Source organism: Paenibacillus sp. FSL M7-0656 (assembly GCF_038003225.1).
Taxonomy (GTDB): Bacteria; Bacillota; Bacilli; order Paenibacillales; family Paenibacillaceae; genus Paenibacillus; species Paenibacillus amylolyticus.
Genome location: NZ_JBBOOT010000001.1, coordinates 283,333 through 305,202, shown reverse-complemented (window position 1 = coordinate 305,202; position 21,870 = coordinate 283,333). Strand labels below are relative to the sequence as shown.

The following is a 21,870-nucleotide window of genomic DNA, read 5'->3' as shown; positions in this document are numbered from 1 at the left end:
CCGCTCCAACTGAGATAACAGCCTCAGGTAAAGCACTGCTATCTCAGTTCAAGCAAACCCATGTTACCGTTGTGGATGCATATTTAATAAAGTTGAGGAGAGTTTGCTAGCCTGTTAACGGATTCACGCTATTTGTGTGATCACAAGATGTGCCGATACAGGTCTGGTTCCGCCTGCAAGAGGCGTCATGGTTAATGCAGTGGAATTACCTGCTGGATTTCGTACGGTTAGAATTGAATTTATTACTGTTGTTTGCACGAGAGCCATTCCTGGCATCTGACTTGTACCTGTTGCCCGTCCCACTACTGAATTGGAAAGATCAGCACCATTGAGTGTTAATATAAGTTGCCCAGCTTCATTCATACTCCCCTGGAACATAACTAAATACGTACCAATGGCTGCCAGATTGAATGAACTAGGGCCCGTGCGAGAGATCGTCGTTCCACTTGTTGGACCATCTTGAGGGAAGTTAACATCTGCACCTGGAGCAACCGTTGCAGCATTATCAGGTGGCATCAGGGCGAAAAAGTCAGCGAACCCCAATACGCCTCCAGCTGCTCCTGTCGCACCTGTAACTCCTGTGGCTCCAGCGGGACCAGCTACTCCAGTCGCACCTGTCAGGCCTACTGCTCCCGTTGCACCTGCTGGTCCTGTCGAGCCCACTGCTCCGGCAGGGCCTACCGCTCCTGTTGTACCTGCTGGTCCTGTCGAGCCAACTGCTCCAGCAGGGCCTACCGCGCCTGCCGGTCCTGCTACTCCTGTCGCCCCCGTCGGCCCAACAGCTCCAGGAAAACCTTGAGGTCCAATTGCTCCGGCAGGACCTGGATTACCTTGCGGACCTTGTGGCCCTACGGCCCCTGCTTCTCCCGGAATCCCCTGTGCTCCCATAGGTCCAGCAGGTCCGACCGGACCTTGAGAGCCTATCGCTCCAGCAGGACCTGGCTGTCCCTGAGGCCCTTGTGGTCCAGGTGGCCCCCCCGCTGGTCCTTGAGCTCCAGGTGGCCCTTCAACCCCTTGTTTACCTGGAATACCTTGTACGCCCTGTACGCCTTGTATACCTTGTGGTCCTGTTGGTCCAACAACAGTAGGTGTAGATATGTTCACTTCTGGAGGCGGACATTTTACTCGAACGAACTTTTTGACCACTTTCAATCGGCGTTCTTTTCTTTTAACTTTACACGGATGGAATGTTGCCTTTTTTCTCTTCATACGTTTCTTCACTTCTGAATGACTCACAGTGCGGACACCTCCCTACAGACATAGTTTAATGTACGTATGTAGATGAAAAGGTGCGTGGACGAACAACCATTTTAGTTAAAAACTCAGCTAATTCCCAGAAAAAACAATAAAATGGATATCACACCGCCCATACGGTTGATCTAAATTGTTCATAACCATTAATTGAGGCGAGCTGGTTTACGTAGCGATATTTGTTCAAAAAAACTCATGCCATTTGGGCATGAGTTTCATGATTTAACCACGCAGACGTTCCGAATAATGCCGATTAGTTCGTTTAAAGCTAATAAATCATGCCCATTGAAAGAGAGCCGTCTTAAATCTGCGTCGGATGGACGACGATATAGGAGTTTTGAGAAAAAGGTAACCACGACCTCCATAACATGTTGAGTTCACTTATGCTGATTTTTCGATTGTAATATTCTTCATCACAATTAATCTTGTGGTCTAACGATTCTGCCAAGTAAAAATGCGTTTCATCATAACCAACGACGGGAACAAAATGCAAATAACGTTGTTTGGGATGTACTCTAATAAATAAAATAACAGGTACCCCTTGGCTGATCTGTTTCTTTAACGTATTCACATTACCACGTAAGTACATTGCCTGATATCCTAGCTTCCTGAAAAAAACAACGACCGCTTTGGGATATACCGTACCATCCAGTAATTTGCGAGGATAGGTTTCATAAATCTTTGTTCCGTTGGACTCCAAACCGAAATGTCTCAAGACAAACGCACTGGAAAATGCAGCGCATTCGTAGTTTTTCTGAATATCCAACCGATTTGAAGATTGAATGTAATATGTGCTTGGCACATTGACTGTGTACATGCGATCTTTCTTAGGAAAACTGAAATAAAGGGAGATCACCCAGAGAATAATCAACCAAAATAATACATTGAGAAACAATTCGTGACCTCCTTCGTCTCATCAGACGATGTACTCTACCGTTTGAGTATGCCATTCACTAGACAGCAGACTATACGTCACAATATTCTCATAATGATCGTAAACCCATTGAGCTTCTCTGGATGTTCCCTCATATGAAAATCCGATTTTCTCAGGTATAGCCCTGCTTTTAAAGTTGTTTTCTGCACATTGAATGATTACACGATTTAACTTCAACTCGTTAAAGAGATATTTAAGCAATTGTTCTATTGATTTGGTAATGATTCCTTTGCCCTGTGCTGACTCAGCTAAAAAATATCCAATGCTCGTTGCTCGATTCGTCCAATCAATATAATGCAATCCTAACATCCCAACCAATTGTTCATTGAACCATATTCCGGAATCAAAACCGTTCTTCTCTTCATAATTATGTGTCCATACTTCAATTACAGAATCTAAATCGCTGGGCGATTGTCTTTTATCGACCCAGAGTAACCACGCTCTCAAGTACTTTCTATTCTCATCAATTAACGCATACAACTCATCTCTATCTCGAGATTGGATCAGCTCTAATACAATAGATTCATTCACTTGAAAAGGCAGCATCCTGTTCCTCCCACTCAATCTAACTATTAGGTTATTTTAAATGTTCATTCAACACACCAGTTCTTTAAAACCCATTCTTTAACTTGTTCAGCTACTTCCATTGCTGTAAGTTCTGTCGTATCAACTGTTTGCATTGGCGGGTCAAACGCAGTTTCCGAATTCTGGAGTAACCAGTTGGCAAAACTTTTGTGATCTTCAACTAGGTTCTCGTCCCACCCACGGGCTCTTAAACGCGTCTCGCGAGTAACATCGTCACAATGCAAATTCATATATAGAATCCGATCAAATCGATCTATGTAATCAGACGATGCAATGTTTTCCGGAACCATCGTTCCGCATAAAACAGTCCCTCGTCCACTTAGCGATATGTTATACGCAATCCTCAACCAATTCTCTTTGGCAATCTGCCAATCCACGTTATCGATGATATCCATGTCAAAGACGTCAAATTCGGGAAGTTGCTTGCGAACAAGCGAAGAGATCGTTGTTTTTCCTGTTCCACTTGCGCCTGTCACTATAAAAAGCGGTAATCTTCTCATAACTAGCTCCTTTAGTTAAAATAAAATTTGATCTATTACGTTCTCCATTGATCTGCTTTCAACCCATAAATAATCCTGTTTAAATATGCACCGTTTAATATATTCGTAATCCCTTAATTCACCTTCACGTTGAAAGCCTAATTTTTCAGGAATTGCGCGGCTTTTGAGATTATCTGTTGCTACGCCAATTTCAACTTTATTTAATTCCAGTTCATCAAATGCGTAATCAATTAAATTTTTAATCGATTTTGTAATAAGTCCCTTACCCTCATATTCCTGACCAAGCCAATATCCTATTTCAGTCTTCTTGTTTTCTTGATCAATGTACAAGTATCCAATAGAACCAGCAAGCTCGTCTCCACACCAGATTCCTAACCAATAACCATCATCTTGAGCATAGCGTATACGTGTTCTCTTGATGAAATTTCTTGAATCATCTTCTGTTAATGTCATGCTGGGGAACTTCAACCACGCTCCTATATGATCCCTGTTTCGATCGATCAGATTATATAATTGGGGTGCATCTTTCATTGCCAATAGCGATACATAGGTAGCAGTATCCATTTGATATTTAAACATATCCCACTCTCCGATTCATTTCATTTAATCATCGTTTTCTTGCTTTAATCACAAAGGATACAGGTAACATCTTTGCTCTTTTAAGGAGACTATCGCTATTATTATGTAATTGCATGATATCCTCATCGGATTCTTCTATCATTTGTTCAATGACAAATCCCGCTTTCGCTAACGCATTGACATAGGTTGATAGTTGACGATCAGCCAAGGTTAATTCACCCTGACAAAAATCAGGAGATATCGCATACCACGATTCATCAGAATATGGCTTATTGAAGACAAATCTATCATTTTCTTCAACGACACATCTATGAATTGGATGAGACCAACTGAAAATAAAAATACCATCTTTCTTTAAATAAGAAGCGATTCGGCTGAAAGTACCTTCAAGATCAGTTGTCCAACCTATGGCATAAATCGAATACACAGCGTCAAAATAATTAGTAGGAATACCACATTCCTCTTCCATGGGTGAACATATCAATGTTGCAGGAATTCCGTATGTCCTCAAGTGTTGTTGTGTCTTTTCTATCTGTTTCTGGGATATATCCATACCCCATAGCTCACCAGCTTTGCGGTCTCCATGATACTGCAAGGATTGACCATTTCCACAGCCCACCTCTAACATCTTTAATCCTGAGACATCACCAAAAAGTTGGTGTTTTTCTTCTGAGATAAATGCTCCATAATGTGGAAGCACGATTGCTCTCAAAAAGTCATTCCCTTTTGTATCCCAATAAAAGCTGTTTGTTTCATAAACACTGTGCTTGTTCATCTGATAGCCTCCTTTATACACTACATTCAGAACATTACTTGTTACCTTCGTTGAAATATGTAATCTCATTGCCATTAAGTAAGCTTTTAAAGCCGTTCTTGTAGTAAGGCATAAGCTCATCTGCCTGTGTTATATCCAACCATGCAATCTCAGAGATTTCGTCTGGTCTTGATATCTCTTCTCTCCCTCCGACGATTTACATCGACTCGTTTCAATGATTGAACTTCCTTTCCGGAAACTTTTAAATATTATTCTTATCACTGAACTCAATGCAAAAAGGTTGCATCTCAGGGTTTAAGCAATACTCTATTCTTTCTCTGAAGTTTTTCCATTCGACTTTTAGAATGGCTTCTTCGATTGGAAAGAAACCAGACTCTAAGCTCTCCGTTGATGTGATTAATTCTCCTCCTATTGGTTTGGCTAGAAATAATGTGTTACATATTGAATTTTCGATATTTTGAAATATTCCACAGAATTTGATGATTTCAATGTCGATTCCGGACTCCTCTTTCGTTTCTCTGATCGCAGCTTGACTTAGAGATTCTCCTTCTTCCACTTGACCACCTGGCATTTCCCATCCTCTTCGTGGTCCTCTAATAAGTAATAATTCATTTTTGTCGTTTATCACGATTGCAGCGGCAGATAAGATATGTTTTGGAGGGCTCATTTATTCGACTCCTTCTAGAGAGATTAATATACGTTTGAAGAACAATTTATAGCCAGACTAAAAGAAGTTATATATCCCGTCTTCAAAATAATTATATTCTTCATCCGTTATTCTTAACTTTCCATACCCGTTATAAAAGATTTCTCTATCTCTTTCATTATCAAACGCATTATGTTTCGGTCTAATGGCTAATGCTACATCATATCTTGGATCGCCATAAGCTGCTCCTGCCCAGTCAATAACTCCAACAATATTGCAATCATTAACTAGCACATTATCTATAGTAAAATCTCCATGGATGAAAGTGTTCTCTATTGGTTTTGGTCTTCCTTCTTTCAACTGTTGAAGTAGTTCTGCTGATCCGTCTACAGCAAAGTGAGTTAGATTATATTCTGCTTTATTAAGCATTGTATCTAACCAAGGACTGACATTTTTCAATAATTCAACAGAACAAGAGCATTCATGTATTTTCTTTAAACAAAGCCCAAAGTTGAAAATCGCTTTTTCTTTACTTTGGAGGTCAGGCATCTTAGAGAGAAATTCTCTTAAACTTATTCCATCAATATAATCCATCAGAAGCCATCTCGATGTGTCCTCAGTATGAAATGAATACACCTTTGGAACAGGGAGTCCCGTATGGTAAAGGTATTGGAGTACCTTATATTCATCGGATAACCATTCATTATAAAGATCGTTTTCTGTCTTCTTGATGATGTACTTTTGATCAAACGTATCCAGTATAGCCACAGTAGAAGTATGACCTTGCTTAGGAAAAGTGATTTTCTGGACTTCCCCTATATGTTCTTTTATTTCAATTGGGAGATCTTGAATATTCATAGTTTTATCCTTTCTGCTATTTCGGACCTTTATCACGAATTCCACATTTTGAGTAAATTACCTTAATTGTTTCTATAATAACCCATGCTACAAAATTTGCGAAGTGAATTTAAAAACGCATACATTTATCAACAAATCAAAAAGAACACTCCCGCAGGAGCGTTCTCCGTGAATCATTAGTCTAAGCGTACATCAAATCCATCTTACTATAATTTTCTCTCACATACGTTTGTAGTTGTACAAGCTGATTTAGCGTGACGATCCCAGAATACAAAAAAGCCCAACTTTTGAAAGATTGGACCTATAGCTATTTAAAATCGTTTCAAGCTCCGTTTATTTGACAAGGACTTTAATCTGATTGGCTCCTGTTCTTGCTAATACTCGGAACCCAGCAGTAGCAGCAGTTGCAATTCCCTCATCATTCGGTCGGCAGTAACCATCCACTTGACAGGTTCCATCATCCCTCACAAGGAGCTTGCCCATCATTCCTATAGCTACCCATTCCATTCGATCTATGCGAGAGACGTACTCGCGTGAATGGTCATAAGAGGTGCTAATGACAGCACTATTGATTGTATAAGCTGGTACTATAACCTCTCCCCGCTCATCCTTCTGCTCAGGAACCACTCTGTCTTCGTATTGGATCTTGCCCCTTTCGTCTGTTTTATATTTGCCCATCCAATTTAGGTGGCTGGCTCCCCCTATAAATGATGGCCTCGCACTGACAATACCTGCAACATAGTCATTTGTGTTTGTTGCTTTCCTAACTCTTTCACCAACCGTTGTTACGAAATATCCCGGTTCAATCGGCTGCCCATCCACTGTTTCAAACATCTCAGCATAGTCAGCCGCCGGGGACATCACTGTACCGTCAATATACAGGTTTCCGGTAGATCCTTGGAGAACAGCAGCCAAGCCTGGGAGATTAATAACACCATTTGCCAAATGCCACGAACCAGGATAGAGCGTTTGACCTGATACACCCATAATGTGAGAGGCAGTATGATGGGTATAGATACCACTAGCGCGAGTGTTGAAACCTTCCGTATGAGAATAATCTCCATTTGCAGAAGTTGATCTCCCTTCAGCATGGGAATAATTCCCGTTTGCTTTAGTTAAGTAACCTTCCGCATGGGATGCTGAACCAATTACAATCGTCTCAAAACCTTCGGCATGAGAATATGATCCGTTTGCAGAAGTTAAGTAGCCTTCCGCATGGGAGTAATTTCCGTTTGCTTTAGTTACATAACCTTCCGCATGGGATACCGATCCGGAGGCTGTAGTATTTGTCCATTCCGCATGGGAGGCTTCTCCAACGGCGGCGGCACCTACGCCCTCTGCGTGGGAAGCATCTCCACTGGCATTAGAATCGGCACCCTCGGCATGGGCTCCGTAGCCAGATGCTATGCTTCGGGAGCCTTCGGCATGGGCAGCTTGGCCTGAGGAGACGGTAAGATACCCTTCGGCGTGAGCCTCGTAGCCGGATGCTGTAGTATAAGCGCCTTCGGCATGGGCCGCATCGATCGTAGCCAGCGTCATATAACCTTCTGCGTGAGAAGCGGCTCCAGAAGCACTTGTGAAGCTTCCTTCTGCGTGCGCCGAATCCATACTGGCATTGCTCTGATGTCCCTCCGCATGGGAGGCTGCAGCACTAGCTGTCGTCTGATATCCTTCCGCGTGAGAAGCGAACCCGCTTGCGGTGGTTGTATTCCCTTCCGCCTCTGAACAAAGACCCGAAGCGTTTTGATTACAGTCTGAATCTGCCATCTACCATTCCCCCTATTAGTCTTGCTACTCTCTAATCTATTACAATAAAAAAGGTATGGTCACGGCATCTATCTTCTTTCCGCTTTGATCCTCGTAAATGATTTCAACTAACCAACCTAAATGTTTCACTAGCATGTTCATCCCTCCAATGAGAACGTTTGTTTGTATTATATGTTTGCTTCCTCCTTCCAGATTACCAAGCCTTTTTTAGCACTCATTCTCCCGTTTCAGTTTCTGTACATAGCGTTCTTGATCCAAGTATTCTTTACGTCGACCTCGCTGATCCATCAGTCCAAACTCACCTTGTTCCCGATATTTTCGCATCCAAAGCTTCATTCGTCCTGGATCATGAATCCCCAGATGTTCATTAATCTTTCGATAAGTCCACCCCTCAACCGTATGCAGACGAATAGCCTCATTTTTTATCTTCTCCGAATACGTTTTAAACTTTTGTCCTTTAATCGCCATAAAAAAATACACCCCCTAGAATTTCATCGGCTAAACCCAAGGGTTTTTCCAATGTCTATTCTAAGGGGTGCACTTCAGGGGCAAAACGTTGATATATCAGCCTTCTTTGATCCGTTTTGATTACTAAACGTACATCAAGTCCATAAACCCGCGAGTTACATCTCCACCTTCAGCTGGTTCGGGCTGGTCTGCCTGTGCGTGTTCTGCCATGCAAGCCTTCACTGCTTCCTCTGTTGTGCAACGATTCACATCGTCACATGTGTAGCATAATTGAAGCATATATCTGGTTAATTCATCCGCCTGCGTGAATTGAGTTTGACCGTTGGTTCTCATCTTCATCACTCCTTCTCTTGTTGAGTTAAATATATCACCTTCTACCGGATTTATTTGTGATTTATTTCACAAACTAAGCAAAAAAGAAAAGGAACCCTTAGGCTCCTCTCCTTTCTCCTATCTATTCACATCGATAACACTCTACGTTTAAAGTACTTTCCAATGTACACCGCCATCTACCGTTTGCAATAACAACGATCTTTTGGCATCTGTATTTTCAACCAATATCCAGCCAAGCTTGGGGTTAACCATCTGCTTCTTCACAATCTCCGGATAATCTTCGAGAATTTTCTCCAGTACACTGCTTGCAGGAAGAGCGCTCCACGTTTTGCCCGCATCCTTGGTGTGGTAGGTTATGCCCTTTTGCATCGCCCAACCTTCCGATGCGTTCAGAAATACCGGTGAAAGGTTACGATTCGGACCATTTTGTTTGTTTAAAGTGAAATTGGACAGCTTCCAGCTCTTTCCGCCATCGGTGGTAAAGAATCCATTAAATGTCGTGCTCTCGCCTTTAGAACAGGACATTGACATCCAGGCTGATTGCGCTTCACGTCCAAAAAATTGTGGTGAACTAACACTGAAATTACCACACCCGTTGAATTTGTTTCGGTCAAAGAAGGATGGTCCAGTATTCCAGTTTTCTCCGCCGTCTGATGTTACATATAACTTCGGTGTGCCGAACTCCAGCGCTGTTAAGAAACCATGTTTTGGATCCGAGAAAGTCATGCCCGTGGTGTATCCACGTTTGGAAATCTCTTCTGCTTCCTGTTTGCCATCTTCATCACTGGAAGACATCCGATTCCAGGTAATTCCACCGTCCTCGGTAAAGTAAAGTTTCTTGTCCTGTTTACCAATAGCGGTATCGACCGTGGTGAGAATCCAGCCTTTCTCAGGAGATACAAATGAGATCGCAGTCACTTTATCCGTCTTAGACAGAGAAGACAGGCTCCAAGTTACGCCCCCGTTGTTGGTGCGAAGCACCATGGTATCTGTTCCACCCATGCCTTCACGAACAATCCAACCGTGCGCACGATCTACAAAATAAATGCTTTGTCCATATTTAGGGTTAGCCGGAAACTGTACATTTTCCGAAGGTGAAATATTGGTCCAGGTCTTTCCCTGATCCTGAGTGTAGTACAGGCGCAGGGCATTCCGCGTCACACCCCACGCCAATCCTCCGTTGTCATTGAGCAACTGAAAATCGGTCAAACGGGTCTGTATTTGGTACTTGGCCATATCTGCAGATTCTGTACTGTTCACAGGGGGAACGACAGTTAACGTCTGCCCTGTATTCCCGGCGTCCTCCTGCTGCTGCGGAGGTTCTGCTACCGGAGGTTGATCTGAGTCGGTGCATGCAGCCAATACAGCTGCTATACCTATAGACAGCAATGCTGTCTGCGCGATTTTAATCCATTGCAAACGCAAGTGGGTTCCACCTCTCTCATCCAATATACAGGCGCGCATGCCTGTCCTATGGCGTTTTATTTACGATTCATCAGAATCCACTGCTCCTATTCTACCACAAACCTTATGTAAAAGGCTCATTGCCCACTCATGGTTGGACCGCTCCCTTTTTCCAGTTCATACTCTGGGCTATAGGTCGCACATTTATTACCATTAATTTCATCCTAAACTGTTTTTCGACGGAATACTTGGTAAAAAGACATGAAATGTGAACTATTTTATAGACAACACTCGCTTTATATTCTCTAATCCCTTAATATGGATGGGAGTATAACCCAAAAAGGAGAGGATATTGAACATGACAAATAGTGCAGCTCTGAAACCAAGTCGTGTCGTGATTGTAGGCATGGGTGCGGTGGGAACAACAACGGGATACACGCTAATGTTGAGACAGCGTTCGTCCGAGTTGGTATTTGTGGATGTGAATCATGATAAAGCAACCGGCGAAATGCTGGATATGAACCACGGTCTTCCATTTACGGGAGGCGTGAAAGTATGGGCTGGCGATTATTCCGACTGCAAAGATGCAGATATCATTATTATTACAGCCGGTGCTTCCCAGAAGCCGGGCGAAACCCGGATTGATCTGCTGAAGAAAAATGCAAGCATTTTCAAAGATATTATCGAGCGTATTACTGAAGTGAATTCTCATGGTATTTTGCTGATTGCAACCAATCCTGTAGATATTTTGTCCTATACTTCATGGAAACAAAGTGGATGGCCTGCTTCCCGTGTCATCGGTTCAGGTACATTGCTCGATAGCGCACGTTTCCGTTACCTGATTGGTAAAAATAAAGGGATCGACCCGCGTAGTATTCACGCACACATTATTGGTGAGCACGGCGATTCCGAAGTACCGGTATGGAGCCTGGCTAACGTTGCAGGAACAGATCTGGAATTGGATGAAGAAACACAACAGGATATCTTCGACCGTACCAAAAATGCAGCGTATGAGATTATTAATGCCAAAGGCGCGACTTCCTATGCAATCGCCCTTGCTCTGGACCGCATTGTAGCTGCAATTCTCGGCAACGAAGGCTCCGTTCTGAACGTATCCACGTACCTTGAAGATTACAATGGTGTATCGGATGTTTATCTAGGCGTTCCTTGTGTCGTAGATCGCAACGGTGTGCGCGAAATTCTGCCTCTTCCGTTGAATGAAACCGAAAAAGTGGCTTTCCAGGCTTCTGCTAACAAATTAAAAGAACAGATCGCTGGACTCGAGTAATTCAATCGCGCAATCATTCATATCGTGAACGATTTAGCACGTTAAAAGTTGTAAATTAAGATATCTGTCTTAGCCAAAAGGGCCATTTGTTTCTTCTAAAGAGAAGAGGCGAATGGTTCTTTTGTTTGATTTCTATTATAGGCCAATTTAGATTTCAGATATTAGTTTACATAATATTAATTATGTTTAAATATCCACCATCCAAATCAATAACAAAAAAGCCTGTCACTTGGACAGACTCCTTTTCGGGTTAAATATTAGCTTTTCACTTCTAATATGTCGGAAGTTTAACGTCCAGCAAAGCCATAGCCTCTTCTTTCTCCCTACTGGTGACGTGTGTGTACACGGTTGTTGTTTGAATCGATGCATGACCAAGTAGCTCCTGCACGGTACGCAGATCGGCTCCACGCCGTAACATCATGGTCGCGAAGGAGTGACGCAGCTTATGACTGGAGTAGTTTTGACGTTGATTGGCTGGTGATTCCTGCTGGAAACGTTCAAAGGTTTCTGTAGATATGAGCTGGATGCTGCGAATCGACAGTCTCTTCCCTTTCTGCGAGACAAATAACGCTTCCTCTTTTGGCCGCCAAGGATCGAGACGCTCAGCCATCGCTTGAGATAATACTTTTGCCACAGTCTCCGGTACAGGGAGCGAGCGCCATTTACGACCTTTACCAAATACATCCAATGTACGCCGCTCCGCGTTATAGTCTTTGCAATCCAACGCATGCACTTCTCCAACCCGTAATCCCATATATCCCATCAATAGAAAAACAGCCAGATTACGTGTACGATACTTGCCTTCTACCGACTCCAGAAAACGTGTCAGCCCACTTTCATCAAGGAAAACGGGCGCACGGTTTTTCTCGGTTTTGGATTTTTTGATCCCAAACGCCGGATTCTTGGTTAACAATTCGAGTTCAATGAGGGACTTGTAAAAACAGTTCACCGCCGCATGTTTGCGATTTCTCGTGGCATCACTAACCCCACGCTCCCGGACACGGGACAGAAAAGACAACACATGCAGCTTTTTGACCTGCTCCAGTGACTTTCCTTGAATGGAGACCAGGAATTCCACCACGTCACCCGTGTATGATTTTACTGTATGGCCTGTATATCCGGCGTCCTTCATCCATATGTGAAAAGCTTCAAGCTCGTCCGCATATTGCTCCTGAATCTCCTCGGTCATCATCTGTCTACGTCACCTCAATTCGGTTCTTTATAAGTTGAACAGTGCTCTACGCTTCATCCACAATGACAATGTCAATCAGCGGAATGATCGTTTCGGGTTTGCCTTGACTGCGAGTAAGTACAAACGATGGCAATGGATTCTCGTGCAGACCATTCACGGATTCGCAGATCTGAGTATACAAATCCATGTGCAACGTCTCGCCTTCACCCGCCACATCAATAACAGGCCAATCATTCTGCACACAGGCAGGCCAGTAAGCCAGTTCGTTCGCCGGCACGATACTTAATTGTTGAATGGACGGATCGAGATGGTAGATCCCTTGCCGTTCAGGTTCATCGCCCAGCTTGTCCACAGCAAGTATTCCAGCAGACTGCTCATCTGGTGCAGAATAGAGTGAATAACACCACGGAGTCACGCCCCAGGCAATCGCCATAAGCCCCTCATCCAGCAAAGTATCCGACAAGTTTCCTTCAGCAAATTGTTCGATCAGATTATGGTTACCCGGTCCCATCAGTTCCTCTACACGTTCAGCGAGTCGAGGCAGGTCAGCGAGAATAAATCCCCCTCTGCCATAGGAGTCAAACACATGATGGTTTCTGCTCCACACAGCTTGAGATGGTGAATTCAACGACGCTGCTTCTGCCGGGAAAAGCGATGTATATACGGTGATAACTTGCGCATACTTAACCATTGCAAGTTGTTCAGGTTCGAGTGCACCTTCAGCAATACGAGGTGTTTTCATATGCAGGGAGATTCGAAGTTCGTATTCCCCTTCTACAAATGCTGACCAACCCAGATCAACAGGCTGTTCAACCCCCTCAATAGAAGCAATGGAGATTGTGCTATCCGGTTTCAGGTTAACAGCATACTGCATGTATGCTAGCTCCTGACCATAGATTATATTGGCATCCTGACGATTGACGGGTGAATCCAACTGTTGTGCAATGACAGATACCTTACGTCCATCCTTCAGAAGGCGCTGCGGATCAATATCCAACTGCAATCCGTCTTCACGTCCTAATTGTGAAACAATTAATTGCGCCTCTGCAAGTACGGATGAGTCAGCTAGTGCAAATCCAAAAGCTGCTTTTTGATGATCTGAATTCGTATGTAATGGTGTGTTCATGATACATCCCCTCTCTTATGTCTGATGGCATGTCACATCCCCAAATATATTTCATATTTGGCTTAGCCGCAACCCCGCCCCCGTGATTAAATTCGTCACGTCCCTAATTACTTACCCATATATGAAGAAAATTCCAACCTTCCCCTGCCGTTATCTTCCTTTATCTTTCTATATAAAAAAAATCCCCATCCCGCTTCGCCTAAGCGATACGAAATGAGGAAAAATGAAGATATTCTCGGTTAAAGATGTTCTCGACTAATCTAATTATCCTTTGCTCTGAAAGCACTCGAGATCCGGCGTTTCGGATTCAGATGACTGTAATGGCGTCCATAGGCAAAGTAGATGATCAATCCGATGATCAACCAAGCAAAAAACGTAATCCATGTCAGCGCTGCAAGGCGTGTCATCAAGTATACACAACCCAAGGCACTCAGAATTGGAATCAGTGGCACAAGTGGAACGCGAAATCCGCGTTTGAGATCCGGGTTATTTTTACGTAACACAATAATGCCCAGACTTACAACTGCAAAAGCAAACAACGTTCCGATGTTCGTAAGCTCCGCCAAATGTCCCAACGAGATGAACCCGGAGAACAGAGCCACGATAATGCCTGCAACCCATGTTCCTACCGCTGGTGTCTGACTCTTGCCACTAACTTTGGAAAAGACAGGTGACAGCAGTCCGTCACGAGACATGGAATAGAGCAAACGTGTCTGACCATACATCATGACCAGCAATACGGTCGTAATGCCGGCAATCGCTCCAAGAGATACAATCCAGGACAATCCCTTCAATTGAACAAATTCAAATGCAAACGCAACCGGATCACTTACATTCAACATGTTATACGGCACAATCCCTGTGAGGATCAACGATACAACAATGTAGAGAACGGTACAGATTGCCAGTGACGCAATAATTCCAATCGGCAAATCCCGTTGTGGCTGCTTAACTTCTTCTGCCGCTGTGGAGACCGCATCAAATCCGATGTAGGCAAAAAATACCGTCGCTGCTCCCGCAGTTACACCCGAGATACCAAAAGGCAAAAATGGCTGCCAGTTAGTTGGCTCTACATAGAAAACACCTACACCAATGAAGATCAGCACCACGATAATTTTAATCGCTACCATGATGCCAGTCGCACGAGCCGCCTCCTTCACCCCTCGGGTAAGCAGAAAAGTGATAATTAACGTAATGACCGCAGCTGTGATGTCAAAATAAGTTCCCTTTTCCGGGCTGAACGCACTCGTAAGAGCATGTGGTAACTCCAGCCCGAATCCGGACAACAACGTTTGAAAGTATCCAGACCATCCACTGGCTACCGCCGCACTCGCAAAACCATACTCCAATATCAGATCCCATCCCAGAATCCAGGCAATCACCTCTCCAAAAGCCGTATAGCTATAGGTGTACGCACTGCCCGAGGCCGGTATGCTTGAGGCAAATTCCGAGTAACATAATGCCGCGAATGCACATATGATACCTGCCAGTAAAAATGACAGTACAAGTCCCGGGCCGGCATACGTTGCGGCAGCTACACCAGTCAACACAAAAATCCCTGTGCCGATAATGGCACCTACCCCAAGTGTGGTTAAGTCCAACGGACCGAGCGCCCTTTTCAATGCACTGCTGTTATCACCCGCTGAGGCAATTGGTTTTTTACGAAATAATGAAGATCGTTGTTTGTTCTCACGCATAGTCATGTTCCTCTCGTCATGAATCTTGAATGTGCTATGGATGTAGCAGCGATTGGATGGCTTCCCATCTGTTCTATGAAAAAGTCATTTGTTCTATCTTATCGATCACCTATAAAAACCTATCGAATTCTACACGTTATCGCGTTGCTTGGTTAAATTTATTTTTGAAGATCACTTATTTTGTTCTTTTTCCGCGAAATTTATCATGATCTGTTGCACGTGGTTGAATATGAAAATCGATTTAAAACAAAACTGCGTATAATTTATATTATGCGCAGTTTTTATGTGCTTAATTTTACGCGAAAAACATCTTTAGTTCCTTGTTATCTGAAGTTAAGAAAAAGAGAGCTCTTTTCGTCTTTTTCCGCTGTATCTTCCTCCCTTATCCTGTCTAATTCGACGATATGAAGGCATGTAAAAGAGCCACATATCATTATGCGGCCCTTCATTTCTTACTATAGATAGAATTGTATATAAAAATACAAACTGACTTCATTTCAGGTTTCTATGAAAAAGTAAATTATGAGAACGTAATTCTCTCCGCGTCCGACATCCGGTATTGGGTTAACAAATAATCCTTGCTCTGCATCGCCGCATGACGAATCGCATCCAAATCAACATTCAACAGCTTACCCTCTCGCTTCACGAGTCTACCTGCCACAAAGACCGTATCCACATTGGATGGATTGGCAAATTGCACAACAGCGCCGATTGGATCATGAACGGGGAACATATTCAGATCGGTGGTACGAATCATGATCAGATCCGCTTCTTTCCCTGGGGCCAACGTACCGACCTTCTGTTCTAATCCCAATGCTTGGGCACCAGCCGAAGTTGCAAATCTCAGCACTTGGCTGGACTGCAAGTTCAACTCACCAGGCATCTCACCCTGCTGCAAAAGTTGTTCATTGGCTCTGGAGCGTTCAGCTTGAAGTGCAAACTTCATCTGCGAGAACATATCTCCGCCTGTGGACGTGACCACATCTACACCAAGTGTAGGGGTTCCCCCATGTTCAAGAAAATAGCCGGTGGCCGGATATCCATGACCCATCATCATTTCAACCTCAGGTGTGACCGACAAGGAAGCGCCGCTATCTGCCAGCATTTTGTATTCATCCATGCCCATGGTGTTACCATGAACGATGTTCACCCGTGGACTTAACAGTCCCGCTTCGTACAAGTGACTGATCGAGCGATCCACAGATCCCCAACTGCCAAATCCGGCATGCATTGAACAGATCGCATCCAGTTCTTGTGCTAGCTCGATCTCTTTCACGGTTGTATCCCAATGACTGAACTCCGGACCACGAATGGCAAGCCCATAAGTAAGTAATTGATCCCGTGATGAAAAATAACGTTCTTTGACTCTTCTCACATCATTATTCGAATACGTGAGTTGACTATCCCGATTCCAGTAGTCCGTCTCACCAGGTACTCCGTGAGCAAATACCGCCCGAATGCCAGCATCCTGAAGTCCACGAATCAGTTCATCCGTATGGTCAGGGGAATATGGCATGCTCCAATCCATTACTGTCGTCACTCCTGCGTTAAGCGCTTCCAAGGAACCGAGCAGGTTGGCAATATAACTATCTTGTGGGCGGAGCTTGCTTCCCATTGCACCATAATAGAGATTTTGCAAATAAACTGGTAACGACCAGTTGGTTCCCGCTGTTTTGACAAGTGATTCCCACATATGCCGATGTGTGTCCACCAGCCCAGGCATAATAATCATCGATGAAGCATCAATGATCTCCGCATCCGGAATATCCAGGTCGGGCTGAATAGCCATGATCAGTGAATCCTGAATCAGAACGTCCGCCCTCTTATACTGTCCAATTTTAGCATCCATCGACAACACACAGCCATTTTTCAACAGATAACTTGTCCGCACAAGAAACATCTCCCATCTATTTTGGTTTGAAAGACGATCACATCCTGCTTACGAATCTGTACTGCTTCTGACTATTTTTTCGCTAGTATATATACATTATATAGTTATTGTTAGTATTTATCAATTTTGGGATTTACGTTTCGCCCGAAATCTTCTGACCTTCATCAGATTGCCACACATCTTATCATCACAGTACTTCTGTGTTCTGCTTCGGGTATCATCATAGAACATCCAGCGACAATCCGAATTATCACAGATCCGAATCCTGCCGCCTTCTCCCTCTACCAAAGTCAAAGCAAAGTCAGCAGCTACCTCAGCCATAACCTGACTCCAATGTGCTTCTACAGCTACCAGTTGGAGTTTCAGTTCCTGATCAATTGTAGTCAATGTTCTTCTCACATGCCCTGCTTCCATAACGCCGTTCAACCATTGTTTTTCTATATCCGTTAATGATGCTCCAGAAGATAAGCGGGCTCCAAGAGCTATCAATTCATTCCTGAAATTTCTCATCGACAACTCCTCTTCTGGAGATGCAGGGACAGAAGCGTTAAGTTGCCATCGTTCCAGAAAATCTTGCTGCCAGCTCGCCTTCCCGAGCCTGTCCTCCGATCGATCTCCCCCACGCCAGTCATGATAATCGCTGTTTACAAAATCGGTCCATAACCTGTCCATATATACCTCCGTTCATCGTAACTATCTAATTAAATAAAGAAGGTTACAACTCATCTTTGATGTGTTATATTAAGTGTAACCTTATTAATCAGTTTTAGCTAGTTACATCACCTATCACAATTATACGCAAGGAGGAAAAGGCAATGACGAACACAACAGCACTAGATGTGTTACTTATTCAAAAGGATGATACTTGGGATCAATGTAATTGGATTGTACCTTTGTCGAAATCCTTGGAGGGTCTTACAGCAGAACAAAGCAGCCTGGATTCCACCTTCAGGGGGATTAAGCATCTGGCAGTTGGTTAACCATATGTATTATTACAACCATCGCTTATTATGTCGCATGCAAGGTAAGGAGCCTACCCTTCCTGCTGTAGACTCCAATGAATACACATTTGGGAATCCTGGAGATGCAACGGACGCAGCCGGATGGAATACACTGCTGCAGGGTACAACTCGATTAGCCCAGCAGTTGCGAGATCAATTGGCTGCACTACAAGAGTCTGATCTTGAAGCCGCATATATGGACTCCGAAGAGAAATGGGCACACGAACTAGCTCGCTGGGTACTCCATGATGCGTATCACGCAGGTCAGATCGTGCTCCTTCGCAGACAGCAAGGAAGCTGGAAAATCGTTTTCTAAAAAAAATGCTTGAACTGCTAGCGCTTACAGGAATAAGATGAACTTATTAATGTTACAGCTTGTTCAACACACTATATAATTGAATAGGATCTTCGGGGTAGGGTGCAATTCCCAACCGGCGGTGATGTTCTTCGGAACTAGCCCGCGACTCGCTAATTGTTCTTAACGAAGGACATCTAGCGACTGACTTGGTGTGAATCCAAGGCCGACGGTACAGTCCGGATGAGAGAAGATCAACACATTGACATGCCGTTCACGGGAAGGCCTCTTTCCTGACGCATGTCCTTGGATGAGCCCCCGTTTATTTGGTATATACCAAAACGGGGGCTTTTGTCGATTTTGCCAACTGAAGATTCCGTGTTCTGACGAAGGAGTCCTGAATATGGAAAAGACATCAGCAGCATCACCTGTTTACCGCAAGGAACGAAGTAATACCGGATTCTGGCTTGTAGTTCTCGGCGCCGCCTTATGGGGTGTCGACCCACTCTTCCGAATTATTTTGCTAAACACGATGACATCCACGCAGATTGTACTGGTGGAACATATCATCGTCAGCCTTATTGCCATTCCCGTACTGTGGAAATTTCGGGCTGATCTGAAAAACCTGCGTGCTCGCCACTGGATTGCCGTGATTTTTATCTCATGGGGAGGATCAGCACTCGCAACGGTATTGTTCACCATGGCGCTTACACATAACGATCCGAATACGGTGCTTTTATTGCAAAAAATGCAACCACTCTTCGCTATCGTGCTGGCTAAACTGTTACTAAAAGAAACGTTACCACGTCGCTTCGGTGGATTGTTCTTCATTGCATTAGCAGGAACGTACCTACTTACATTTGGCTTCACATTGCCATTAGGTAACTGGGACAACTGGATTCATGCTGGAAGCTTGTTATCCCTTGGGGCCGCTGCCTTATGGGGAGGTTCAACCGTTATGGGACGATTGATGCTGGGACAGGCGCGTTATGAAACGGTCACCTCCCTGCGCTTTGTCGTTGCTCTTCCCCTCCTGATCTTTATGACGTGGAATGAAGGTGCAGCATGGACATTCCCGTCCGGAACGGGTGAACAGACCGCTGTCATCCTCAACATTCTCGGTCAGGCATTGTTGCCAGGTTTGCTAAGTCTTCTGTTGTATTACAAAGGTCTGTCGTCAACCAAAGCCTCTGTTGCAACACTCGCAGAACTTAGCTTCCCGATGGCGGGTGTGTTGGTGAACTGGATTGCTTTCCGTACACTGATTACATGGGAGCAGCTGCTTGGTTTTATTCTGATCTGGGTGGCCCTCTTCGCCATTTCCAGACAGCAGGAAAGATCATCAACTGCGGCCGATGCTGCACCAAAGCTGCGTACAGAATAAGTAGATATATCTGAGGTTCACATATAAACAAATAGTCAAATATAAAATAAAACCATTGCACATCAAATTAGATGAGCATTGGTTTTTTTATTGCCATTACTCGATATTACTCGTTCATTTTTTCAATTAGCAATATGAGCTATTAACCCTGTGCTTTATTTCTATATCGCATATGCAAATACTCCCCCTCTTTTCCCTCCAACCTCATAACGAGTATGCATATCATCGCACTACGATTCTTCTATGTTTTGTCTTTTGTCTAATCCGGTGGTACGATGACATATGGAATAAACAGATGAATTATATTCAGAGAGGAACGATCATGATGTCTTCATTCTCATATACCTCCTACGACGCCGTAGGTTTGGCTGAACTGATCCGATCCCGGGAAGTATCCCCGGTTGAAATGCTTGAAGCGGCGTTTGCACGCCTTGAAGAAGTGAATCCGCAACTTAATGCGGTTATTCGTACATATGAAAATCGCGCACGTGAGGAAGCCGGTTTGGTTCGCCCTGGAGAACAACCTTTTGCCGGTGTGCCCCTGCTCCTGAAAGATATCTCGCAATCCTTGGAAGGTGAATTTCTGACTTCAGGCTCCCGTTTGTTCAGCGAGCATCGGGCATTACGCAATTCCAATTTTGTCACTCGACTCCGTGATGCAGGCTTTATCTTCATAGGACATACCAATACGCCTGAATTTGGTTTGAAAAATATTACCGAGCCCCGTCTTCATGGTCCCACTCGCAATCCATGGAATATCAACCACTCCCCAGGTGGTTCAAGTGGTGGTGCCGCTGCCGCTGTAGCTTCGGGTATTGTTCCCCTTGCCGGAGCCAGTGACGGAGGAGGTTCGATTCGTATCCCGGCTTCCTTTAGCGGATTGTTTGGATTGAAGCCAACCCGCGGGCGCACACCTGTAGGACCGGGAGTTGGTCGTCAATGGCAAGGCGCATCGATTGATTTTGCCCTCTCTCGCTCGGTTCGGGACAGTGCTGCATTGCTTGATACGTTACAAGTCATTCAGCCCGAAGCTGCGTTCCATGCTCCACTCTTTCCAGGCAGTTACTTGGCTGATATGAGCTATCCACATCAACGCAAACTGAAAATTGCATACACAACGGATTCACCCGTGGGAACACCTGTCAGCGCAGAAGCCAAAGAGTCTGTATACAAGCTCGTTCGCTGGTTGGAAGATCAAGGTCATCATGTTGAAGAAAAACTGAGTCCAGTCAATGGAGTCAGGCTGATGGAGAACTATTACATGATGAACAGTGGTGAGATGGCCGCGATGATCTCTTCCATGGAACGCTCCATGGGCCGGGCTCTGACCTCCGATGATATGGAGATTGAATCCTGGGTTCTGGCTGAAGCAGGCAAAAAGGTGTCCGCTGCGGAATTTGTACATAGCTTAGCTGAATGGGATGTAGCTGCAGCTCAGATGTCCACTTTGTTCGAGCGTTATGACTTCTACGTCACACCTGTTAATGCTTTTCCTGCGCCTAAGATTGGTGAATTAACGCCTCATGACGAACAGATTCGTAACCTAATGCGGATTAGTGAATTGGACAAGACCCAGCAGCAGCAACTCATCTATGAAATGTTTGAGCCAAGTCTTACGTATACACCGTTCACCCAGCTTGCGAATCTGACAGGTCAGCCTGCGATAAGTGTACCTCTGCATATGACACCTGAAGGGTTGCCAATGGGCGTTCAAGTGATGGCAACCAAGGGACGCGAAGATTGGTTATTACATCTGGCTGGACAGCTTGAACAATCAGACCTCTGGATCGGGATGAGAGGTAATCCACTGTTTCCAGCATAAACGCAAAATTTCACACGTTTCTGATGAGTAATCTTTCGTGCACCCTATTCTTATTCTTTATATTCACATGCCTA

General features: G+C 44.3%; 22 protein-coding genes and 1 riboswitch. Of the genes, 5 read left to right on the top strand and 17 right to left on the bottom strand.

Annotated elements, in window-relative coordinates; all coding sequences use genetic code 11:
• Nucleotides 1-123: 123 nt before the first annotated feature.
• The 12 genes from MHI01_RS01305 to MHI01_RS01250 form a co-directional block, all read right to left on the bottom strand.
• Complete coding sequence (locus MHI01_RS01305; RefSeq protein WP_076328566.1) at nucleotides 124-1,236, bottom strand: collagen-like protein; 1,113 nt, start codon at nucleotides 1,234-1,236, stop codon at nucleotides 124-126.
• Between the two features lie 316 nt (nucleotides 1,237-1,552).
• Nucleotides 1,553-2,146 carry a C39 family peptidase gene (locus MHI01_RS01300; RefSeq protein ID WP_340982317.1) on the bottom strand — a complete coding sequence of 198 codons (594 nt, stop codon included), beginning with the start codon at nucleotides 2,144-2,146 and terminating at the stop codon, nucleotides 1,553-1,555.
• Nucleotides 2,147-2,167: 21 nt separating this feature from the next.
• Nucleotides 2,168-2,731 (bottom strand): GNAT family N-acetyltransferase, encoded by a 564-nt coding sequence (locus MHI01_RS01295; protein WP_127550665.1) that lies wholly within the window; start codon nucleotides 2,729-2,731, stop codon nucleotides 2,168-2,170.
• Nucleotides 2,732-2,775: 44 nt separating this feature from the next.
• Nucleotides 2,776-3,270, bottom strand: a complete 495-nt coding sequence (locus tag MHI01_RS01290; RefSeq protein ID WP_340982316.1) for an AAA family ATPase — start codon at nucleotides 3,268-3,270, stop codon at nucleotides 2,776-2,778.
• 15 nt (nucleotides 3,271-3,285) lie between these two features.
• Nucleotides 3,286-3,849, bottom strand: coding sequence for a GNAT family N-acetyltransferase (locus MHI01_RS01285; RefSeq protein WP_340982315.1), 564 nt, complete (start codon nucleotides 3,847-3,849; stop codon nucleotides 3,286-3,288).
• A 28-nt stretch (nucleotides 3,850-3,877) separates the two neighbouring features.
• Nucleotides 3,878-4,624: a class I SAM-dependent methyltransferase gene (locus tag MHI01_RS01280; RefSeq protein WP_340982314.1), complete on the bottom strand. Its 747-nt coding sequence runs from the start codon at nucleotides 4,622-4,624 to the stop codon at nucleotides 3,878-3,880.
• A 241-nt stretch (nucleotides 4,625-4,865) separates the two neighbouring features.
• Nucleotides 4,866-5,291, bottom strand: coding sequence for an NUDIX hydrolase (locus MHI01_RS01275; RefSeq protein WP_249912499.1), 426 nt, complete (start codon nucleotides 5,289-5,291; stop codon nucleotides 4,866-4,868).
• A 57-nt stretch (nucleotides 5,292-5,348) separates the two neighbouring features.
• Nucleotides 5,349-6,128, bottom strand: coding sequence for a phosphotransferase family protein (locus MHI01_RS01270; RefSeq protein WP_340982313.1), 780 nt, complete (start codon nucleotides 6,126-6,128; stop codon nucleotides 5,349-5,351).
• Between the two features lie 333 nt (nucleotides 6,129-6,461).
• Nucleotides 6,462-7,895 (bottom strand): peptidase G2 autoproteolytic cleavage domain-containing protein, encoded by a 1,434-nt coding sequence (locus tag MHI01_RS01265; RefSeq protein WP_340982312.1) that lies wholly within the window; start codon nucleotides 7,893-7,895, stop codon nucleotides 6,462-6,464.
• Nucleotides 7,896-8,102: 207 nt separating this feature from the next.
• Nucleotides 8,103-8,363 (bottom strand): helix-turn-helix domain-containing protein, encoded by a 261-nt coding sequence (locus MHI01_RS01260; protein ID WP_340982311.1) that lies wholly within the window; start codon nucleotides 8,361-8,363, stop codon nucleotides 8,103-8,105.
• Between the two features lie 123 nt (nucleotides 8,364-8,486).
• The gene (locus MHI01_RS01255) at nucleotides 8,487-8,696 is read right to left on the bottom strand and encodes a hypothetical protein (RefSeq protein ID WP_340982310.1); all 210 of its coding nucleotides are present in this window, start codon (nucleotides 8,694-8,696) and stop codon (nucleotides 8,487-8,489) included.
• 147 nt (nucleotides 8,697-8,843) lie between these two features.
• A complete protein-coding gene (locus MHI01_RS01250; protein ID WP_340982309.1) occupies nucleotides 8,844-10,121 on the bottom strand; it encodes a WD40/YVTN/BNR-like repeat-containing protein in 1,278 nt (425 codons plus the stop codon).
• Nucleotides 10,122-10,458: 337 nt separating this feature from the next.
• On the opposite strand from MHI01_RS01250, the gene MHI01_RS01245 reads away from it, so the two are divergent.
• A complete protein-coding gene (locus MHI01_RS01245) occupies nucleotides 10,459-11,388 on the top strand; it encodes an L-lactate dehydrogenase (protein WP_036613729.1) in 930 nt (309 codons plus the stop codon).
• 271 nt (nucleotides 11,389-11,659) lie between these two features.
• Here MHI01_RS01245 and MHI01_RS01240 read toward each other — a convergent pair whose 3' ends face one another.
• The 5 genes from MHI01_RS01240 to MHI01_RS01220 form a co-directional block, all read right to left on the bottom strand.
• Complete coding sequence (locus MHI01_RS01240; protein WP_340982308.1) at nucleotides 11,660-12,580, bottom strand: tyrosine-type recombinase/integrase; 921 nt, start codon at nucleotides 12,578-12,580, stop codon at nucleotides 11,660-11,662.
• Nucleotides 12,581-12,626: 46 nt separating this feature from the next.
• Entirely contained in the window at nucleotides 12,627-13,706 is a 1,080-nt protein-coding gene (locus MHI01_RS01235; protein ID WP_340982307.1) for a hypothetical protein, read from the bottom strand.
• 260 nt (nucleotides 13,707-13,966) lie between these two features.
• Nucleotides 13,967-15,403 carry an amino acid permease gene (locus MHI01_RS01230; RefSeq protein ID WP_340982306.1) on the bottom strand — a complete coding sequence of 479 codons (1,437 nt, stop codon included), beginning with the start codon at nucleotides 15,401-15,403 and terminating at the stop codon, nucleotides 13,967-13,969.
• 520 nt (nucleotides 15,404-15,923) lie between these two features.
• Nucleotides 15,924-17,303: an amidohydrolase family protein gene (locus MHI01_RS01225; RefSeq protein ID WP_340982305.1), complete on the bottom strand. Its 1,380-nt coding sequence runs from the start codon at nucleotides 17,301-17,303 to the stop codon at nucleotides 15,924-15,926.
• A 111-nt stretch (nucleotides 17,304-17,414) separates the two neighbouring features.
• Entirely contained in the window at nucleotides 17,415-17,966 is a 552-nt protein-coding gene (locus MHI01_RS01220; RefSeq protein WP_340982304.1) for a CGNR zinc finger domain-containing protein, read from the bottom strand.
• Between the two features lie 143 nt (nucleotides 17,967-18,109).
• Here MHI01_RS01220 and MHI01_RS01215 point away from each other — a divergent pair, with 143 nt between their 5' ends.
• The 4 genes from MHI01_RS01215 (at nucleotide 18,110) to MHI01_RS01200 (ending at nucleotide 21,796) form a co-directional block, all read left to right on the top strand.
• Entirely contained in the window at nucleotides 18,110-18,274 is a 165-nt protein-coding gene (locus tag MHI01_RS01215; protein WP_340984926.1) for a hypothetical protein, read from the top strand.
• Nucleotides 18,267-18,611, top strand: coding sequence for a DinB family protein (locus MHI01_RS01210; protein WP_445744886.1), 345 nt, complete (start codon nucleotides 18,267-18,269; stop codon nucleotides 18,609-18,611). The genes MHI01_RS01215 and MHI01_RS01210 overlap by 8 nt, the downstream gene beginning before the upstream one ends.
• A gap of 84 nt (nucleotides 18,612-18,695) precedes the next feature.
• A riboswitch (FMN riboswitch) is annotated at nucleotides 18,696-18,849 on the top strand.
• A gap of 144 nt (nucleotides 18,850-18,993) precedes the next feature.
• Nucleotides 18,994-19,974, top strand: a complete 981-nt coding sequence (locus MHI01_RS01205) for a DMT family transporter (protein WP_047843351.1) — start codon at nucleotides 18,994-18,996, stop codon at nucleotides 19,972-19,974.
• Between the two features lie 325 nt (nucleotides 19,975-20,299).
• Nucleotides 20,300-21,796 carry an amidase gene (locus MHI01_RS01200; protein WP_340984813.1) on the top strand — a complete coding sequence of 499 codons (1,497 nt, stop codon included), beginning with the start codon at nucleotides 20,300-20,302 and terminating at the stop codon, nucleotides 21,794-21,796.
• Nucleotides 21,797-21,870 lie beyond the last annotated feature (74 nt).